Genomic DNA, 19,010 nt, shown 5'->3' with positions numbered 1-19,010 from the left:
CATCCCCTTTCCCGTCGTCGACCTGCGAGCGGACTTGTCCGAAGCGCCAATTGCGGCGTTGAGCAAGCTCTGGGAGACCTTCGAACCAATGGCAGAAGGTTATCTCCAGCGCGCACTCGATCCGGCGAATGCACCCTCGGCAGAACAAATCGAAGGCCAGATGAACTTCTAGTTAGGAAAACCTCTGCGGTCGCTTGCTTGTGAACCCCCCGGTCCAGGCGCATAGTGCCGCTTGTGTCAAAAGTGCTGCGGGAAGACCGATCCACCGTTCATTGAGCCGCACGCGACCTGTCCAGCCGAGGCCATCCATGCCGAATGATCCCGGAAGATACAATCTGCACTGGGACCCCGATCGGCTGCCGAAGCCAACGAGGGATGGGGCCCGGCTGAAGGACGACATCGAAGTCTTCGGATATTGCATTGTCGAGCGCGCACTCGAGGGCGAGACACTCGAAACGATTCGGAGGAGGCTCTTCGAGCAAGCGGACGCCGAGCGCCAAATGCACAATAAGAAAAATCCCGCCAATATCGATCCGCTCAATCAGTGGGTCGGCATGCTTCTCAATAAAGGGGAGGTGTTCTTTAAGCTCATTCAGCATCCATTGTGCATGTCGCTCATCGAACACCTCATCGGCCCGGACTATTTGATTTCATGCGTCGATGCACAAATCCAGCACCCGGGAGCCGGAGAAATGCCGCTCCATACCGACCAATGGTGGATGCCAGGTCCCCATGAACCTGGTCTGCGTCCCGCCCGGCCCGCCGATGCAAAGCGCAACACCGGGGGTGCTATCGAACCGCTTCCCTCCGGGAAGCCGATTGCGCCGATTGCCGCCGTGAATGTGATGTGGATGATCACGGATTTTTCAATCGAGAACGGCGCCACCCGCTTGGTGCCCTGCAGTCATTTGAGCGGCAAGCAGCCCGATCCGTCGGTGCCCCACAAGATTGCATCGGTGGCAGCACTCGGCCCGGCGGGCACCGCATTCGCGTTCGACGCAAGGCTATGGCATGGCGCAGCACCGAACCGTTCGCGGGAATCCAGGTTCGGCATAACCACGGTCGGCTGCGGGCCGCAGTTTCGGCAGCTCGAAAATTATCCGCGAGGGCTGCGTCCAGAGGTCATGCGTCGCTGTCCTCCCGCTATCCTTTCCAGGCTGGGGTTTTCTGCGTGGTCAAGCTATGGCCACACGGGCGATCCCGATGCGCGTGTCGTGGCGGATGGGACCGAGTCGCTCGGTGAGTTGCGAGGATAGCCGCACTCGAGGTGAGGTGTGCTCCGTCACCGCCGGCAACCGCTCGCTCACTTGATCGCACGCCATGCCGTTGCAGCATCCTGGAACGTGATGTATCCCAGTTCCGGCGTGAGCGTATCGCTGTCCATGCGCAGCGGCTGGTTGGTCACGTTGCCTTGAAGCCAAAGGTCCGCGAATGTTGCGATCGCATCGACCTGGGGCTGCTCGACCGCATCCATGTCCAACCGTGTCAGATATGTGAACTGCGCCGCCGTCATCGGTCCGGCTGCGGGCCCGGGCGGCCGCCACGAGCCGGGCTTGCCCATCGGACTGATCAGCGGATTCATCCGGACGATACGACTCTGGGCGGGTGCCGGAACGCCGGCGCCACCGCCCGTCATTACGTGGGCCAGGAAGCTCGCAATGTCCGGCGGATCGTCAAGAATGGAACCCGCGAGCTTGCGCAAATCGGCAACGAGGCCGGGTTGGCCGATTGCTTGCACGTAGGGCGAATTTGCCGGGTCGGCCGGCGTAGGCCAGGGCAACGCCACGGTTCCCGTCCCGATGCTCAAGGCGACGATATTGGTTGGCGTTTGCCCTATCACGACTGCTTCGGTCACTGCCGCGAGCACGGGATTGTTGCACCCCGTGACACCACCGTCCCAATAGCGCCCGGCGCGATCCGGGAACGTCGCCGGCCCGTCGAAATAATTGACGGGCGCATTCGTCGAGGCGTGGATGGCCTCGGCCAGGGTAACGTCGACGGTGTCTCCCGTGCCCCATTCCGGCCCCGATGCCGCAGCCGAGCGGAAGAATATGGCGCGGTTGCGGTCGTAATCGAAACCGATGATGAGAAGGTGAACGTCGGCCGGAATTCCGGCGCGCGTCACGCCCGCGATCGCCTTGTCCATCGATAGGTTACCGCGATTTGGCAAAAGACGCTGGATCGCCGGCAGCTTGTCTTCGGCGCTGTATTTAGGCCCGATGCCCACCAGGCTTTGCACTGCCTGGTCGACGATCGAGCTCGTCGGCGAGAAGATCGATTTGCGCTTCGCCTCGTCCTCGAAATAGCCAAGCAGATCGCCAAGCGCCAGATCCTCGACCAAGCCCCCTAATACGAGGCTGCCGCCGGAGTTTGCCGCGACCATATCGAAATCGGACAGAACCTGATGTCCGGTGGTGCTCTTGCTGTAAAGCGCGATGAGTGCGCTCACTTCGATCAGCGCCCACGCCCCACCGCCATCGAGCGCCAAAATGCGATAGGCCATGGCCCCTCCCCCATGTGCGTTGCGATGTCGTCCGACGGCCCTCGTAAACCAAAGTCAGTTGTTCGGAGCCGCCCGCGCCGCGTCGTTGCGTTCCACGTCTCTCAATAAATTGGGCTCGCCGATGGATTATGGCATCGCCGTTCCGCATTGGCGCGATTGCAATTCTATAGTGTAAAACTTTTCCGGGCGGGACGAATAAATAGTGAAGTTTGCTCGAGTTGCGGACTTGGCCTATCAGCCGATATTATTGGTGCCCCCGGGGAGACTCGAACTCCCACGTCCTTGCGAACAACAGATTTTGAGTCTGCCGCGTCTACCGGTTCCGCCACAGGGGCAAGCCACCCTTCATCGCCGGGCGATCATGCGCTTCGCGGCCGGATCATAGCCGACAACGGCCGGCGGTCAACTGCCGAGCGCGCGGTGTCGACGCGGGTCGATCGTCAGTCCGTCCGCACGGCCAGGAAGGTCATGCGTGCGGCGTTGAAGCCGAAGTTTTGCGCCCGCCGACGCGGTGCCAATCCTGCTGCCCGCAGCAGCTCGAGCATTTCGGCCTCCCGGTAAGTCGTAAGGCCCGCCTCCGCGCGCAGCCGACGGTAGTCCGAGAAAAAGGTCGAGCCGAGGCCGAGAAGTGCCGCGCCGAGGAAGCGAAATCGGACGGCCGTACGGAGGAGCGATCCGACATCGGCAAACATTCCGCTGTCGGGCGGAACGATATCCGCCAGCGCAAGGACACCCCCGGGCTTGAGCAGATCCCGCCACAGAGCGAGGAGCCTCGTCAGATCCGTGCGTGGCACATATTGGAGCACCGAATTCACGACGATGAGGTCGAGCGAGGCCGGGGCAAGTGCGGCGAGCCCTGCTTCGTCGAGGATGGCGATCTTCGCCATCCCGGCAAAGCGCAAGGCCGCCCGTTCGCGTACGGCCTTCGCCGCATCGAAAAGAAAGAGATGCTCGGCTCGCTCGGCGATCCGACCGGCTTCGAGCGCTTCGCCGCATCCGTAGTCGAGGACAACGGGTGCGGCGCTCGAAGGAAGCTCGGCAAGAACGTCATCGGCCACCTGCCGATAGTGGATCGCCCGGTGGCGATCGTTCACATAGATACGATTGGCGCCTTCCCAGAACCCGAGCCACTGCGACATTCGCCCGATACCTCGCGAAGCCACGATCCACGTCAGGCCACTATGCCTATGGCGATCCCTCAATGCGAGCGGGATTGCCCAACCGAATCGCACCTGATAAACCGGCGCGAACCGATGAACCGGTGAGAACGGGCAAATCGGCATTAATAGACGACCATGCCGGTCGCCACCTATCGTGGAGCGGGATCGATTGCTGAATTACCTTTATGAGCGGACCATGCGGCTCGCCGGCCATCGCCATGCGACCTGGGCGCTCGCCGCGGTAAGCTTCGTCGAAAGCTCGGTCTTCCCGATTCCACCCGACGTCCTGCTCATCCCCATGGTGCTCGCGGCTCCGCGACGGGCATGGGCCCTTGCCGCCATATGCACCGCCGCCTCGGTCGCCGGAGGCTTTCTCGGCTACGCGATCGGCTATTACGCTTTCGCGGCGATCGGGCTGCCCGTGCTCGAGTTCTACCACGCATTGGACAAGTATGAAGCACTCAAGGCGTCGTTCGCCGAATGGGGATTGTGGATCATCATCTTCAAAGGCATGACGCCCATCCCCTACAAGATCGTCACCATCGCGAGTGGGGCCCTTCAATTCGACATTTGGAAATTTGCACTTGCCTCGGCGATCTCTCGCGCCATGCGCTTCTTCCTCGTTGCGGGCCTGTTGCAGCGCTTTGGCGAGCCGATGCGCCGCTTCATCGAAGCGCGCCTCATGCTGGTGACGAGCCTCTTCGCAATCGCCCTGGTGGGCGGGTTTCTCGCGCTGCGCTATCTTTAGGAGAAAGCGTCCTTGCCCTTCCTCGAACGATTGATCGCTTCCGAACGTCTTCCTCCGGCCCTCATCCTGGCCGCCTCCATCGCGACACTCGGCGGCGCTTTTCTGTTCCAATATATCGGCGGCTTGGCGCCATGCGTGCTTTGCGTCTATGAGCGCTACCCTTACGGTGCCGCGATAGCACTCTCGCTCATCGGCGTTTTCGTCCGGGATGGCCGTTGGCGCTCGGCAATTCTCGCCTTTGTGTCAATCGCCTTCCTGATCGATGCCGGAATCGGCGTCTTCCATGTGGGCGTGGAGCAGCACTGGTGGGAAGGAACGACGGCTTGCGCCGGCACCGTCTCGAGTGGAGGGACGATGACCTTTGAGGCGTTTCGCGAGCAGATTCTCTCGAACAACGTCGCACGCTGCGACCGCGTTCCATGGTCATTGTTCGGCGTGTCGCTCGCCGGCTACAATGTGCTGATCTCCGGAGCACTCGCGCTGTTCGCGGCAGGGGCGGCGCGCGGCGCCAGGAACGCGAGGCCTCGATGACAAAGGCGGGCTCACCCTCAAACCGTTTGCATCCCCGCCGGACGGCGGAGGACCGGTTACCCGGCGATCCTGACAAGCAGGAACTTCTTGCGCGAATGATCCGTGTCGACCATGCGGGCGAATATGGCGCCAAGCGCATTTACGCGGGCCAACTCGCCATTCTCGGCCGCCGGCCCGAGGGCGAGACGATCCGAAAGATGGCCGCGCAAGAAGAAGCGCATCTTGCCGCATTCGAAAAGCTGATGGTCGAGCGCCGCGTGCGTCCAACGGTCCTTCACCCCCTATGGCACGTGGCTGGCTTTGCGCTGGGTGCGGCCACGGCCCTCCTCGGCGAGCGCGCAGCGATGGCGTGCACGGTCGCCGTCGAGGACGTTATCGACGACCATTACAAGCGTCAGGCCGAAGCGCTCGGCGATGACGAAAAGGAGTTGCGCGAGACAATCGAGGATTTCCGCGCGCACGAAATCGACCACAAGGAAATCGGCCTCGCGCACGGAGCCGAGGCCGCACCGGCCTACCCGCTTTTATTGGGAACGATCAAGGCCGCATCGCGCCTTGCAATCTGGCTCTCGACCCGGGTTTGACGGGAGCGCGGCGCACTCAAGCGACGGCAAGATTCAGTTTTGCCTTCCGCCCGAGCGGGGACGGTCGATCGCAGTCGGCCTTAAAAGCGCTTCAGGAGTCGATCGATATATTCGCGCTCGATGGGCGGGCGTTGACGCTGACCGGCACGGCGTTGAAGCTCTTCCTGGATTTCGCGCGCGCGCTGCATTGTGCCATGATCTGGAATCTGCACGTCGTTCGCATCGAAATTGCCATAGCCCGGCATCGTGCGACCCAGCGGATCGCGCGCCGGTCCGAACGCGTCGAGATCCTCCGTATCGCCCTCCTCGCCGAGCCGTTGGCGCAAGCCTTCCATCATCGCCTGTCGACCTCGACGCAATTGGTCGAGCGCCTGTGACTGAGGATTGACCGCCTCTCCGGGCTCGCCGCGGCCAAGCGCATCGCTCGAATCGCGCATGGCGCGCTCCGCCAAGCCGAGCGCATCGGGAATCTGCCCGGACATCTCGCCCATCCGCCGCATGAGATCCCCAAGCATCTTGCGCAACGCCTCTTGTTCGGAAGCGCTGTTGCCCGAGCCCGGCCGCTGCATCGGCATTCCAGAGCCGCCAAGCTGGGACTCGCGGAAGGTCCGCTGGAGAAGCTTGTCTTGCCTGTTGATGAGATCGTCCATCCCGCGCATCAGGTTTTGGGCGCCGCTGCGTCCTTGCTGCCCATTCGGATTCATGCGCGCCATCCGCATGTTCTCGAGCATCTCTTGAAGTTGGGCCAGCATCTGGCGTGCCGCGTCTCGAGCGCCGGTGCGTGTCATCTCGCGCAACTGATCGAGCATCTTGTGCAGATCCTGCATTTCGAGCGTGTGCGCGTTCTTGTCGAATTCCTGCTGTTGCTTGTCGGGATTGCGAAGTTGCTCCTCCATCATCGCCTGAAGATAACGGTCGATCGCTTCCTCGAGCTTGGCAATGAGGTCTTCGATCTCCTTGTCGGGCGCGTTGCGATCGAGTGCATCCATCAGCTGCTGTTGGAGATCGCGCAGCTCGCGTTCGGCGAGTGAAAGGTGGCCGTCTTCGATCGCGAGTGCTGTGTCCCAAAGAAGCTGCTGCACGTCGCTGATGTCCGATGGCTCATGGGCAAGCCTCAAGCGTCCTCGGGCCGCGATCAGCGCCAGGAAAACGTTGTAATCGCCCGAAAAGGTATCGGGATGCGCTGCGAGCTGGCTCAATATGTCGGCGACTTGCTCGCGACTATCGGGATCGACCGTCAGGCGCTTGCGCTGCTCGATGATCGCACGTGCAACCGGGTGCGTGAAATTCCGCTCGGGCAGAGTGATTTCAAGCGCCTCGCTCTTGCCGACGAGGCCGGGCTCATCGGCCGCAAGAAGCTGGATCGTGACCGGCAATCCCGCCCACGGATGCGGCGTCAGATCGTGAAAGCTCGTCTCGTGCGCGTCTTTGGGGTGTCCGCTCGCAAGCGGAAGCTCGAGCTCGATGGGCGTTTCGCCGGCGGCTCCACCCTTGCGCCTGATCTCGGCTTTCACGCTCGCAAGCCCATATTCGTGGCTGGCGGCGTACTCGATCTTGAGACTCGCCCTCAGCGTGCGTGACGGCGGCGATGCGAATGCGACTTTGGGTGGAAGGTCGGGGACCACATGGATTCGCCACTGACCAATCGCGCGCCCGCCCTGCTCGACCGTCAACGTATCGCCTGCGACGATCGAGTCCTCGAGTTGAGACGTGGCGTCATCGATCGACTTGAAGGGAATGACCCGGCCGCCCACCAAGAGCCGCACCGCACCGGAACCGCCCTGAACGCGAGCGAGCACCTTGCTTCCCGCCGGCACGTCGATCGAAGTCTGCACCTCGGCATTGTTCCTTGGAGCACTCTCCGTCGGGGCACTGTCCTTTGGCGCCACCGCCGCCTGCTTCGCATCGCGCTCGCCGGCCGTCACGAAGATCGGCGCGAGACCCGTATACGAAGGTGGCGTCAGCCAAAGTTGGACGACGGCGGGATTGCTCGCGGAAAGCGGGCCGAGCTGCGGCATCAAGGCAGCCATCAGCCGCTCCGGTGCAGCACCGCCTGCCTCGAGCAGACCGAGGCCCAGCAAAAGGACGATGAGCAAGCGCAGGGCCATCGGATCCCGGCCCGCCAAGCCGGGACGAGGCAATTTCACACGCACCTTGCCAATCGCCTTGCGCATCCGTTCGAGGTGTGCTCGCCACAATGTCTCGGTGAAATCGTCGCCCGCACCGATCGCGAGCTTGTCGTCGAGTGCCGTGAGGGGTCGATGGACGAGCCCGCTGTCGCGCTCGATGCGCCGTTCGGCTTCCGCGATGCTCGGGGAACGAAGCGTGCGAACGCCACGAAAGATCGCGATCGCGAGTGCTGACGCAAATCCGGCGAGAAGCAGGACATGCAACCAGCCCGGCAGGACCGTGAAAACGCCAAAGCAAGCAAGGGCTGCGAACAATCCGAGCGTACCCAGGGCGGGCCACGCGCTTGGCCAGACTGTCTCCCAGAGAAGCGCCAAACGGGCGAGGGAAATCGTGCGAGGGCGGAGGCCCTCAACCTTCGGCGTTTGATTCGCGGCCGTCATGTTGTCGCTGCATTTCTCCTTCACCGCCGGCGATCGTCGCTCATCCGACGGCGAGCGTCATGCCACGTCTCGCTTCGTCGCACCAACATCCATCGCATCGCCAGCGTTGGGCCGAAGCCAATCGGGCAGGCAATCGCGGCCCATCAGTTCCGCGTAATCGGGCCGCGGCCTCACCACTGCGTACTTCGCTCCGTTAACCATGACTTCCGGAGCGGGCAGACGCGCATTGTACGTCGAGGCCATGACCGAAGCGTAGGCCCCCGCCGAGCAAATGGCAAGGAGGTCACCGGCAACGACGGGCGTGAGTGCCCTGGCGCGAGCGAAGATGTCGGCACTTTCGCACACTGGCCCGACGACATCGACAGGCTCGTGCCGCGCGCCCGGGTTCGGTTCCGCGACGGTGACTATTTTGTGAAATGCATCGTATAGCGCTGGGCGGATCAGGTCGTTCATCGCGGAATCGACGATGACGATATCTCTTGCCGCACCCTTCTTCACATAAACGACGCGCGAAACGAGAAGGCCCGCATTGCCGACGAGGAAGCGCCCGGGCTCGAATGTCAATTCGCACCCGATACCGCCCGTCACTTCTTTTACCATCGCAGCGTAGTCCGTCACCCCCGGCGTTGTTTCGTTGCCATAGGCAATACCGAGCCCGCCGCCGAGGTCGATGCGGCGGATATCGTGGCCATCCTTGCGCAGCACGCGCACGAATTCGACCACGCGCTCGAACGCTTCGCGGTAGGGTGCGATATCGGTCAAGAGGGAACCGATATGCACGGCGACTCCGCGCATCGAAAGACCGGGCATGCGCGCGCCACGGACATAAAGTTGACGCGCGGATTCCATCAGGACGCCGAACTTGTTTTCCTTTCTGCCCGTGGTGATCTTGGCGTGCGTGCGCGCATCGACGTCAGGGTTGAGCCGTATTGCGACGTCGATCTCCTTGCCGAGAGATCGAGCGGTCTCACCGAGAACCTCGAGCTCCGGCTCCGACTCGACGTTGATTTGAAAGATGCCGGTCTCGAGTGCGAATGCAATCTCCCGCCGCGTCTTGCCCACACCCGAAAAAACGATCTTTGCGGGGGCGGCCCCGGCGGCAAGCGCAATCCTCAATTCACCTTCCGACACGACGTCGGCTCCCGCACCCGCGGTGACGAGCGTGCGCACGACCGCGAGATTGGCGTTCGCTTTGAGCGCGTAGCAGATTTTTGCATCGACGCCGGCAAAGGCGTTTTTGAACGCCTGGTATTGACGCAAGATCGCGCGGGTCGAATAACAATAGAACGGCGTGCCGACCGCCTCCGCGATACGAGGAAGCGGGACGTCTTCGGCGTGAAGAAAGCCGCCCCTATAAGTGAAATCATCCATTGCCCGGCCTACTCCCCACTCGGATATTTCCGATCGAGGGTGTCGGTCTCACCTTTCGGCACCTCCGGGGGACCCTTCTTGCCGCAAGCCGCGAGCGTGCAAGCAACGACCGCCGAAAGGACGATGGAAAAAACGAGACGGATCAAAGATAACGCTCCTTGGCGCGGGCTATGGCGCGGCGCACCTGGTCGGGAGCGGTGCCACCAAGGCTGCGGCGGCTTCGCACGGATCTCTCCACACTCAGCACGTCGAGCACGTCCTTGGTGATGCGCGGCTCGATCGATTGGAGATCGCCGAGGCTCAGCTCGTCGAGCCTGCAGCGTCGCGTCTCGGCCAGCCGCACGACGCGACCGGCGATGTGATGGGCTTCGCGGAACGGCATTCCCCGCGCCCGCACGAGCCAGTCCGCAAGATCGGTCGCCGTGAGGAAGCCGCCGTTGAGCGCGGCGCGCATGGCGGCGAGGTTTGGCGTAAGATCGCGGATCATTCCCGTCGTCGCCGCGATGGACAAGGCGAGCGTGTCCGCCGCCTCGAACGTCGGCGCCTTGTCCTCCTGCATGTCCTTGCCGTAAGTGAGCGGAAGGCCCTTCATGACGGTCAGGAGACTGACCAGATTTGCAATGAGACGGCCTGCCTTTGCGCGCACCAGCTCGGCCGCGTCCGGGTTCCTTTTCTGCGGCATGATCGAACTTCCGGTTGTGAACTGATCCGAAAGCATCACGAACCGGAATTGGTCCGAGGACCAAATCACCAACTCTTCGGCAAGGCGTGAAAGATGAATCCCAACGATCGACGCTGAGGCCAGGAACTCGAGGGCAAAGTCGCGGTCGGAGACTGCATCGAGCGAATTCGCCATCGGGCGCGCGAAGCCGAGCTCCCGCGCCGTCATCTCACGGTCGATCGGAAACGACGTGCCGGCGAGTGCTGCGGCACCTAGCGGCGATTCGTTCAATCGCTTGCGGCAATCCGCAAAGCGACTGCGATCGCGACCGAACATTTCCACATAGGCCATCAGGTGATGGCCGAAGGTGATGGGCTGTGCCGGTTGAAGGTGCGTGAGGCCGGGCATGAGCGTTTCCGCGTGACGCTCGGCCTGAGCAAGGAGGGCCGCCTGCAATTCCCTCAAGGCAGGATCGAGATGGTCGATCGCATCGCGCACCCACAAGCGGAAATCGGTCGCCACCTGGTCATTCCGCGAGCGCGCGGTGTGGAGTCGTCCTGCCGCTTCGCCGACAATTTCGGCCAAACGGTGTTCGACATTCATGTGAATGTCCTCGAGCGCGCGCGAGAATTTGAACGCCCCGCTTTCAATTTCTTGACGGATTTTGTCTAGACCTTGGGCGATGGCCTGGCCATCTTTAGAGGAGACGATCCCCCTTGCGACAAGCATGGCAGCATGTGCCTTCGAGGCGCGGATATCCTGGGCGTAGAGGCGGCGGTCGAAGTCGATCGAGGCATTGATCTCGACCATGGTCTCGGCGGGGCCCGACGCGAATCGCCCGCCCCAAAGGGGATTGGCATTTGGACCCGGCTTGGCCGGCTTTGCCTTGGCCGCCGCTCCCTCGCGCTCGGTTTGCCTCGGTGCAATGGCCTTGCCCGATGCAACCTTTAAGGGCATCGCCTTGAGGGGAGCGGCCTTCGCGCGAACCGGGGCCGGGGGCGACAATTTAGCGCCGGCCGGCCTCGCAGACCGAGATTTGGCCGCGGAAGCTTTTCCAGCTGGAGTTCTTGTCGATTTTGTTTTATTCGTCATGGCCTTAGTGCCAATCCGTTTATGGAGCCTGGCGTTGACGGCCGTTTTATGTAACACAACGACAGCCGGTACGTGCTCATGAAGATAGATCGCAAAGCCATCCCCCCAATTTGGCGCCCGAAGGCATTGCTCTTCGCCGGCCTGATGGCGCTTGCTGCCGTCCCCGCCGCATTTCTCGCGCTGGCGTGGCTCGACGGCCTCGGCCCCAAAGCCGCCTTCGCCGACGAGACAAAACCAGCGCTCGTGGGCGAGATGGGCGACTTTATCTATTTCGCCTCGCCTAAGCCAGTGCCACCAATAACTTTTTCGGATGGAACCGGGAAGACCCTTTCGCTTGCCGACTTCAAGGGCCAGGTCGTGCTGGTCAATTTTTGGGCGACTTGGTGCGCACCGTGCGTGCGGGAAATGCCATCCCTCGACAGGCTGCAGGCGAGGTTCGGGGGCAAGGATTTCACTGTCGTCGATATCGCCCTCGACCGCCAGGGCAAGGACGCGGTCGAGCCTTACTTCGCGCGGAATGGACTCGATCATCTCGGCATTTACCTCGACCCCAAGGGCGAATCGTTTCGCGCCTGGAGTGGGCGTGGCGTGCCGACGAGCTTCCTCATCGGGCGCGACGGACTGTCTCGCGGTGTCCTGGTCGGTGGTGCGCTCTGGGATTCCGTCGCCGCCGTCAAACTGATCCAACATGCGATCGGCGAAGGCAGGGATCAGGACGCAAACCAGAAGCAGACGACAACCGGCATGCCGCCCTCGCCGACGCGAGATGCAGGCTAAATCGACCGCGTCGGCATCGTGTCGCTAATCCGAAATTCGCCACACGAGGGAGCCGGACCGGGAGCGAATTTCGGATTCAAGGCACAGTCGTTCGTTGTGTCCGACAAATAGTTTCGGACTTCTCCATTCGTATGGATGTCCTATCGCTGAAAGACGCGGATGGCCAAGTCTCGGCCTTCGGCCCGCCCGGCCATGACGTTTAAGAGAACGAACGATCAGGCTCAGCGCAGTCACAAGAGGTTGTCTCCCGTGACGAAAGGACGCAGACCACGGGGATGTTTCCGCCGGTTCAGGCGCCCACGTTCCAGGTCGACCCTCGACGAAGTAGCGCATTGATATCGGCGACAGCCCCTTGGCGTTTGCGTGCCTCCTCGATTTGGGCCCGCACCTGCGCCTCATAAGCCTCTCCGGGACCGCAGTAGAGGACGCCCAAGGCCATCGGGAATTTAGGTGGCTCCATGTGCGAAAGAAGGAAGGCCATGGTGCGGTTTGTCTCGTCATGGACAAGAAGGTCCGCCTCCGCGACACCGCCCTCGCCCAGTCGCACGACTTCGAGATCGAGCGTGCCCGGCCTGATGCGAATGCCCTTGTCTCTAGCCTTGCCGAAAACCATGGGCTTGCCGTGCTCGAGGAGGAGTTGGGTGTCGGCCGCGATGTCCTTCTCGGTGAAGTCCGCATAGACCCCGTCGTTGTAGACGATGCAGTTCTGGAAGATTTCCACGAAGCTCGCACCGCGATGGTCGTGGGCGCGCCTGAGCACACCCGGCAAGTGACTTTGCAGGGTGTCGACCGAGCGTGCGACGAACCGCCCACCGGCACCGAGCGCAAATTGCGTCGCCGAGACCGGATTATCGACCGAGCCCATGGGGGTCGAGGGCGACTTCGTCCCCGGTCGCGAAGTCGGGGAGTATTGGCCCTTGGTCAGGCCGTAGATCGCGTTATTGAAGAGCAGTATCTGCAAATCGACGTTCCGTCGCAGCACGTGGAGCGTGTGATTGCCGCCGATCGACAGCATATCGCCGTCGCCGCCAATCACCCAGACGTCCAGTTCGGGGTTGGCGAGCTTGACGCCGGTCGCGATTGCCGGTGCCCGTCCGTGAATGGTGTGAAACCCATAGCTTGCAATGTAATAGGGAAAGCGCGCGGCGCAGCCAATACCCGATACGAACACGGTATTCTCACGCCTGGCACCTATATCGGCCAGCGTCTTGGTGACCGCCTTCAGGATCGCATAGTCGCCGCAGCCGGGGCACCAACGTACCTCCTGATCGGACGCATAGTCCTTCGCCGCGAGTTTTTCGGGTGGGGTTGCGATGTTCATCGTTGTGCCTCCAGGCGCGCCAATGCGGCCGCCTCGATCTCGGCGATTTTGAAGGGCCGTCCCGTCACCTTGTTGAGCCCGTCGGCGGGAACGAGGTAACGGTCGCGTATCACGGTTAGAAGCTGGCCGTTGTTCATCTCCGGAACCAGGATGCGCTCGAATCCCTTGAGGAGATCGCCAAGGTTCGCGGGAAGCGGCCAGATATGGCGCAGGTGGATATGCGACACCGAATGGCCGGTTCGGCGCAGGTTGTCGATGGCGCGCCCGATCGGCCCGAAGGTCGAGCCCCAACCGACGACGGCAAGCCGGCCCGAGGTCGACCCGTCTTCGGTCCTCTGCAGTGGGATATCCTTGGCGATGCCGTTGATCTTGGCCGCGCGCGCATCGGTCATGCGCTGATGGTTCTCGGGATCGTAGGAAATATTGCCGCTCTCGTAATCGCGTTCGATGCCGCCGATTCGATGCTCGAGCCCCGGCGTACCCGGTCGTACCCACGGGCGCGCAAGCGTCGTTGGATCGCGCATGAAGGGATGGAAGCCCTCGGGGTCCGTGCGATATTCGACCTTGAAAGGCTTGAGCGCGGTAACGTCGGGAATTTTCCAGGGCTCGGCCGCATTTGCGAGATAACCGTCGGTCAGCAGAATGACCGGCGTCATGTATTTGCTCGCGATCCGCACGGCCTCGATTGCGACCTCGAAGCAGTCGGACGAAGAGCGTGCTGCGAGTACCGCGAGCGGGGAATCCGCGTTGCGCCCGTAGACCGCTTGGTAGAGATCCGATTGCTCGGTCTTGGTCGGCATGCCGGTCGAGGGTCCGGCGCGTTGCGAATTGATGAGGATGAGCGGCAGCTCCGCGGCGATCGCAAGGCCGAGTGCTTCGGTCTTGAGTGCAACACCCGGCCCGGAACTCGACGTAATGCCCATGGCCCCTGCGTAGGAGGCGCCGATCGCGGCCCCGATTGCGGCGATCTCATCCTCGGCTTGGAACGTCACGACGCCGAATTGCTTCAGGGCCGCAAGCGTATGAAGGAGTGCCGAGGCCGGCGTGATCGGGTAGGAGCAAAGGACGAGCGGCAGGCCCGCGAGCTGGCCCCCGGTCAGAAGGCCCCAGGCGAGCGCTTCCGTTCCCGTGACCGTGCGGTAAAGCCCCGGCTCGAGATGCGCGGGCGGCACGCTGAAGACCGGAAGTGCGACCGGCAATTCCGCCGTTTCGCCGAAGGCGTGGCCCGCGTTCAGTGCGGCGACGTTGGCGTTCGCGAGGGCCGACTCCTTCTGGAAGCGGCGCTTGAGCCAGTCGACCGTTGTCTGTCGATCGCGACCATACATCCAGAAGAGGAGGCCGAGCGCCCACATATTCTTGCAGCGCAGCGCTTCCTTTTGGGAGAGGCCGAGCCCCTTCACCGATTCGAGCGTGAAGCGCGAGATGTCGAGTTCGATCGTGCGGAAGCCTTCGAGGCTGCCGTCCTTGAGCGGATCGCCCTTGAAGCCGGCCTTCGCGTAATTGCGCTCGTTGAAGGCGCCGGTATTGACGATCAGGATTCCCGCCGGCTTGAGATCGCGCAAATTCACCTTGAGAGCCGCCGGATTGAGCGCCACGAGGACGTCGGGCGCATCGCCCGAGGTGCGAATGACCCGCGCACCGAAATTGATCTGAAAGGACGACACGCCGAACGTGGTGCCGACGGGTGCGCGAATCTCAGCGGGAAAATCGGGAAAGGTCGCGAGATCGTTCCCGGCAAACGCGGTTGTCTGCGCAAACTGGCTGCCGGTGAGCTGAATGCCGTCGCCCGAGTCGCCGGCGATGCGCACGACCACGGACTCGAGGGTCTCGCGCCGATGCGGCTCGGGCCGTTCGACCCGAAGAGCGTTTCCTTCCATGTGTTTACCTGCCTTCTTGGGGCCGGACTCGGCCGGCAAGTCTATGCCCGGCCGGAGCGGCCCGATACTCCAATTTAAGGATGAGCACTGGGGGATTACAATCCCGCGCCCTGCCGCCGCCTGAATGGCGTCTTCGGCGGTAACCTCAGCGGGTTGGAACCGGCTTTTCGCCTCCATAGTCGTAGAAGCCGCGCCCGGTCTTGCGACCGAGCCAGCCCGCCTCGACGTATTTCACGAGGAGCGGACACGGCCGGTACTTGCTGTCGGAAAGGCCCTCGTAAAGGACGTGCATGACCGCGAGGCAGGTGTCGAGGCCAATGAAATCGGCGAGTTCGAGCGGCCCCATGGGATGATGGGCACCGAGGCGCAAGCCGACATCGATCGCCTCGACCGAGCCGACCCCTTCATAGAGCGCATAGACCGCCTCGTTGATCATGGGCAGCAGGATGCGGTTCACGATGAAGGCGGGAAAGTCCTCGGCGTTGGCCGGCGTCTTGCCAAGCTTGACCGCAAGCTCTCGGATGGTCTTGAAAGTCTCCTCGGCCGTCGCGAGGCCACGGATGAGTTCGACAAGCTCCATCACAGGGACCGGGTTCATGAAATGCATGCCCATGAACCTGTCCGGGCGATCGGTCAGCGAGGCGAGACGAGTGATCGAGATCGAGGAGGTATTGGACGCGAGGATGGCGTCTTTCTTGAGAACAGGGCATACCGACTTGAGGATCTCGCCCTTGATACCCACGTTCTCGGTCGCGGACTCGATCACGAGATCGCAGTCACCGAATTGAGCGATCCCCACCCCGGTCTTGACGCGAGCAAGGGCCGTCTTCTTCTGATCCTCGGTGATGACGCCGCGCGCGACTTGGCGATGCATATTGCGATCCATGACCTGCATTGCCTTGTCGACGGCCTCCTGGCTCACGTCGCCGAGGCGGACCGCGAAACCGGACAGCGCACAGACATGAGCAATGCCGTTGCCCATCTGCCCGGCGCCAATGACACCGATTTTTTGTATCTCCAACGCTTTTTCTCCTACTTGCTCGTGGGCTTGCAAGCCCGGCAATCGCTCATCGTTATTTCGAGAGCGCCGCCTCGAATTCGGGCAAGACCTTGAACAGATCGCCGACGAGACCGTAGTCGGCGACCTGGAAAATCGGCGCCTCTTCGTCCTTGTTGATGGCGACGATGACTTTCGAGTCCTTCATGCCCGCGAGATGCTGGATCGCTCCCGAGATGCCGACTGCAATGTAAAGATCGGGGGCCACGATTTTGCCGGTCTGGCCGACCTGATAATCGTTCGGTACAAAGCCGGCATCGACCGCCGCACGCGATGCGCCCACGGCCGCACCGAGTTTGTCCGCAATGCGCTCGAGCATCACGAAGTTCTCGCCGGATTGCATGCCGCGCCCACCCGAGATGACGATGCGCGCAGACGTAAGCTCGGGCCGTTCCGACTTCGATAGGGCCGCACCCACGAAATTCGAAAGGCCGGCATCCGGACTCGCATCGATTTTCTCGATCGGCGCCGAGCCACCCGACGCCGGGGCGGGGTCGAAGGCCGTGCCGCGCACGGTGATGACCTTCACTTTGTCCTTCGACTGCACGGTCGCGAGGGCATTGCCCGCATAAATCGGCCGCACGAACGTGTCGGCCGAGTCGACCTTGACGATATCGGAGATTTGTTGGCTATCGATGAGGGCTGCCACGCGCGGCATGACGTTTTTCCCCACGCTGTCGGCGGTCGCAAGAATATGGGTGTGGTTCGGCGCGAGCTTGGCGATCAGCGGGGCCAGATTCTCGGCCAGCGCATTCGCAAGATATGGGGCGTCCGCCAACAGCACTTTCGCGACACCGGCGATCTTCGAGGCCGCCTCGGCCGCGGCGGCGGCACCGGAGCCTGCCACCAGCACAGCCACGTCGCCGAGCGACTTTGCCGCGGTCACCGCGTGCAGGGTTGCCGGCTTTACGGTCGCGTTATCGTGGGAGGCGATGACGAGCGCAGTCATCAAATCACCTTCGCTTCGGTCTTTAGCTTGGCAACGAGTTCGGCCACGTCCTTGACCTTGACCCCACCCTTGCGTTTGGGCGGCTCGTCGACCTTGAGCACGACGAGGCGCGGCGCGATGTCGACGCCGAGATCGGCGGGTGTAGCCTTATCGATCGGCTTCTTTTTCGCCTTCATGATGTTGGGAAGCGAGGCATAGCGCGGCTCATTGAGGCGCAGGTCCGTGGTCACGATGGCCGGAAGCTTGAGGAGGACCGTCTCGAGCCCGCCGTCGACCTCGCGCGTCACTTCCATCTGGCCGTCCTTTATCGTGAGCTTCGAGGCGAACGTACCTTGCGGCCAGCCGAGCAGGGCCGCAAGCATCTGCCCTGTCTGGTTGCAGTCGTCGTCGATCGCCTGCTTGCCGAGAATGACGAGGCCCGGGTTTTCCTTGGCCACCACCGCCTTCAGGAGTTTCGCGACCGCAAGCGGTTGGACCTCCTGATCGGTTTCGACGTGAATACCTCGGTCCGCACCCATGGCAAGGGCGGTGCGAATCGTCTCCTGGGACTGGGTGGGGCCGATCGAAACGGCAACCACCTCCGTCGCCTTGCCGGCCTCCTTGAGGCGGAGCGCTTCTTCCACACCGATTTCGTCGAACGGGTTCATCGACATTTTCACGTTCGCCGTCTCGACGCCCGAGTGGTCGGCCTTGACGCGAATCTTGACGTTAAAGTCGATGACCCGCTTGACCGGGACCAGAACCTTCATGGCACGTCCTACGGAATGGAATTGAGGTCTGCCTGATTACGAGCCCGCTTGTTTAGGAGGCGGTTGTCCGACTGTCAAGCAACCGACCCGCGCCCCAATAAGGCAACGACGCAAAAAACGGCCTGAATCCGCCCAAAAACCGTCTTTTCGCAACTGCACACTATGCCCGCGAATAAGGCTTGTCAATTATGCCCCGGTGCGGAAAGGTCGGGCCTCCTGCTCGCTCGCGCCTAGCTCAACCCGTCAGCGATTTCCACCCGGCACCCACAGCACGTCCTTTTTCCCCTTGTCGTTGAGATAGCGCGCCAGAACGAAAAGGTGGTCCGAGAGGCGGTTTGCGTAGCGAAGGGCCGCGGGGTTGATCGTCTCGAGGATTGCGAGTTCGGCCGTCAGCCGCTCCGCCCGGCGCATGACGGTGCGGGCGAGGTGAAGATAGGCGGCGGCGGGTGAGCCACCCGGCAATATGAATGAATCGAGCGGTTTCAGCGCCTCGTTCATTTCGTCGATTTCACGCTCCAGCCGCTCGATCTGCGCATCGACGATCCGCAGCGCCTTCGCCTCTCGCGTACCACCCGAGGGGGTGCAGAGATCGGCGCCGAGATCGAAAAGGTCGTTCTGAACCCGCGCCAGCATCGCATCCGCTTCGTCTTTGGTATGGAGGCGGGCGAGTCCGATGACGCTGTTCGCCTCGTCGACGGTGCCGTATGCCGCAACCCGAAGGGCATGCTTTGGCACGCGCGCGCCGTCGCCAAGAGAGGTTTCACCCCTGTCGCCACCCCTGGTGTAGATACGCGTCAGCTTGACCATTGCCCACCGCTCAACCGTGGTTTCGGATGAAGAGCATGAAGATCGCGAAGAGGATGAGTGCGAGAGCCTGCAATAGGATCCTCAAGCGCATTAGCTTGTTCGAGTATTTGCGGTTGAAGTCGCCACCCCGGAACATCGAGCCCACGCCGACGAGGAGAACGACGACCACGGCCGCCATCGCAGCGAATATGAGGTAGGTAAAGAAGGTTTCCACGGTCTTGATATAGCGCGCCTTGGGGGCGATGCCCACATT

18 protein-coding genes and 1 tRNA gene are annotated in these 19,010 nt (G+C 62.3%); 5 read left to right on the top strand and 14 right to left on the bottom strand.

Annotated elements, in window-relative coordinates; all coding sequences use genetic code 11:
• Positions 1-308: 308 nt before the first annotated feature.
• Complete coding sequence (locus VEJ16_01125) at positions 309-1,256, top strand: phytanoyl-CoA dioxygenase family protein (GenBank protein ID HYB08253.1); 948 nt, start codon at positions 309-311, stop codon at positions 1,254-1,256.
• 47 nt (positions 1,257-1,303) lie between these two features.
• Here VEJ16_01125 and VEJ16_01120 read toward each other — a convergent pair whose 3' ends face one another.
• The 3 genes from VEJ16_01120 to VEJ16_01110 form a co-directional block, all read right to left on the bottom strand.
• A complete protein-coding gene (locus VEJ16_01120) occupies positions 1,304-2,503 on the bottom strand; it encodes a patatin-like phospholipase family protein (protein HYB08252.1) in 1,200 nt (399 codons plus the stop codon).
• Between the two features lie 248 nt (positions 2,504-2,751).
• Positions 2,752-2,838: transfer RNA gene (locus tag VEJ16_01115), tRNA-Leu, on the bottom strand.
• 105 nt (positions 2,839-2,943) lie between these two features.
• Positions 2,944-3,642 (bottom strand): methyltransferase domain-containing protein, encoded by a 699-nt coding sequence (locus VEJ16_01110; GenBank protein HYB08251.1) that lies wholly within the window; start codon positions 3,640-3,642, stop codon positions 2,944-2,946.
• A 190-nt stretch (positions 3,643-3,832) separates the two neighbouring features.
• Between VEJ16_01110 and VEJ16_01105 the strand changes: the two genes are divergently transcribed.
• The 3 genes from VEJ16_01105 to VEJ16_01095 are packed head-to-tail and all read left to right on the top strand — an operon-like array spanning position 3,833 to position 5,526.
• Positions 3,833-4,411, top strand: a complete 579-nt coding sequence (locus tag VEJ16_01105; protein ID HYB08250.1) for a YqaA family protein — start codon at positions 3,833-3,835, stop codon at positions 4,409-4,411.
• Positions 4,412-4,423: 12 nt separating this feature from the next.
• Complete coding sequence (locus VEJ16_01100) at positions 4,424-4,942, top strand: disulfide bond formation protein B (GenBank protein HYB08249.1); 519 nt, start codon at positions 4,424-4,426, stop codon at positions 4,940-4,942.
• A complete protein-coding gene (locus tag VEJ16_01095; GenBank protein ID HYB08248.1) occupies positions 4,939-5,526 on the top strand; it encodes a demethoxyubiquinone hydroxylase family protein in 588 nt (195 codons plus the stop codon). Before VEJ16_01100 ends, VEJ16_01095 begins: the two co-directional genes overlap by 4 nt.
• A gap of 80 nt (positions 5,527-5,606) precedes the next feature.
• Here the strand turns inward: VEJ16_01095 and VEJ16_01090 are convergent, their stop codons facing one another.
• The 4 genes from VEJ16_01090 to argH are packed head-to-tail and all read right to left on the bottom strand — an operon-like array spanning position 5,607 to position 11,133.
• A complete protein-coding gene (locus VEJ16_01090) occupies positions 5,607-8,096 on the bottom strand; it encodes a TIGR02302 family protein (GenBank protein ID HYB08247.1) in 2,490 nt (829 codons plus the stop codon).
• Positions 8,097-8,153: 57 nt separating this feature from the next.
• The gene (gene lysA, locus VEJ16_01085; protein ID HYB08246.1) at positions 8,154-9,467 is read right to left on the bottom strand and encodes a diaminopimelate decarboxylase; all 1,314 of its coding nucleotides are present in this window, start codon (positions 9,465-9,467) and stop codon (positions 8,154-8,156) included.
• 8 nt (positions 9,468-9,475) lie between these two features.
• Positions 9,476-9,613: a lipoprotein gene (locus tag VEJ16_01080; GenBank protein HYB08245.1), complete on the bottom strand. Its 138-nt coding sequence runs from the start codon at positions 9,611-9,613 to the stop codon at positions 9,476-9,478.
• Positions 9,610-11,133, bottom strand: coding sequence for an argininosuccinate lyase (argH, locus tag VEJ16_01075; GenBank protein HYB08244.1), 1,524 nt, complete (start codon positions 11,131-11,133; stop codon positions 9,610-9,612). The genes VEJ16_01080 and argH overlap by 4 nt, the downstream gene beginning before the upstream one ends.
• 165 nt (positions 11,134-11,298) lie before the next feature.
• On the opposite strand from argH, the gene VEJ16_01070 reads away from it, so the two are divergent.
• Positions 11,299-11,997: a TlpA disulfide reductase family protein gene (locus VEJ16_01070; GenBank protein ID HYB08243.1), complete on the top strand. Its 699-nt coding sequence runs from the start codon at positions 11,299-11,301 to the stop codon at positions 11,995-11,997.
• A 289-nt stretch (positions 11,998-12,286) separates the two neighbouring features.
• On the opposite strand, the gene VEJ16_01065 is transcribed toward VEJ16_01070, so the two are convergent.
• The 7 genes from VEJ16_01065 to VEJ16_01035 all read right to left on the bottom strand — a co-directional run bounded on the left by VEJ16_01065 (position 12,287) and on the right by VEJ16_01035 (position 19,007).
• Positions 12,287-13,318 (bottom strand): 2-oxoacid:ferredoxin oxidoreductase subunit beta, encoded by a 1,032-nt coding sequence (locus VEJ16_01065; GenBank protein ID HYB08242.1) that lies wholly within the window; start codon positions 13,316-13,318, stop codon positions 12,287-12,289.
• Positions 13,315-15,195, bottom strand: coding sequence for a 2-oxoacid:acceptor oxidoreductase subunit alpha (locus tag VEJ16_01060; GenBank protein HYB08241.1), 1,881 nt, complete (start codon positions 15,193-15,195; stop codon positions 13,315-13,317). Before VEJ16_01060 ends, VEJ16_01065 begins: the two co-directional genes overlap by 4 nt.
• 145 nt (positions 15,196-15,340) lie before the next feature.
• Complete coding sequence (locus VEJ16_01055; GenBank protein HYB08240.1) at positions 15,341-16,210, bottom strand: 3-hydroxybutyryl-CoA dehydrogenase; 870 nt, start codon at positions 16,208-16,210, stop codon at positions 15,341-15,343.
• Positions 16,211-16,268: 58 nt separating this feature from the next.
• On the bottom strand, positions 16,269-17,201 hold the full coding sequence (locus VEJ16_01050; GenBank protein ID HYB08239.1) for an FAD-binding protein: 933 nt from the start codon (positions 17,199-17,201) through the stop codon (positions 16,269-16,271).
• Complete coding sequence (locus VEJ16_01045; protein HYB08238.1) at positions 17,201-17,950, bottom strand: electron transfer flavoprotein subunit beta/FixA family protein; 750 nt, start codon at positions 17,948-17,950, stop codon at positions 17,201-17,203. Before VEJ16_01045 ends, VEJ16_01050 begins: the two co-directional genes overlap by 1 nt.
• 243 nt (positions 17,951-18,193) lie before the next feature.
• Positions 18,194-18,757 carry a cob(I)yrinic acid a,c-diamide adenosyltransferase gene (locus tag VEJ16_01040; GenBank protein ID HYB08237.1) on the bottom strand — a complete coding sequence of 188 codons (564 nt, stop codon included), beginning with the start codon at positions 18,755-18,757 and terminating at the stop codon, positions 18,194-18,196.
• A gap of 10 nt (positions 18,758-18,767) precedes the next feature.
• Positions 18,768-19,007: a twin transmembrane helix small protein gene (locus VEJ16_01035; protein HYB08236.1), complete on the bottom strand. Its 240-nt coding sequence runs from the start codon at positions 19,005-19,007 to the stop codon at positions 18,768-18,770.
• Between the last annotated feature and the right edge of the window lie 3 nt (positions 19,008-19,010).

Source organism: Alphaproteobacteria bacterium (genome assembly GCA_035625915.1).
Lineage (GTDB): Bacteria > Pseudomonadota > Alphaproteobacteria > JACZXZ01 > JACZXZ01 > DATDHA01.
The sequence above is the reverse complement of the archived record's forward strand: the minus strand, read 5'-3'. Positions and strand labels throughout refer to the sequence as shown.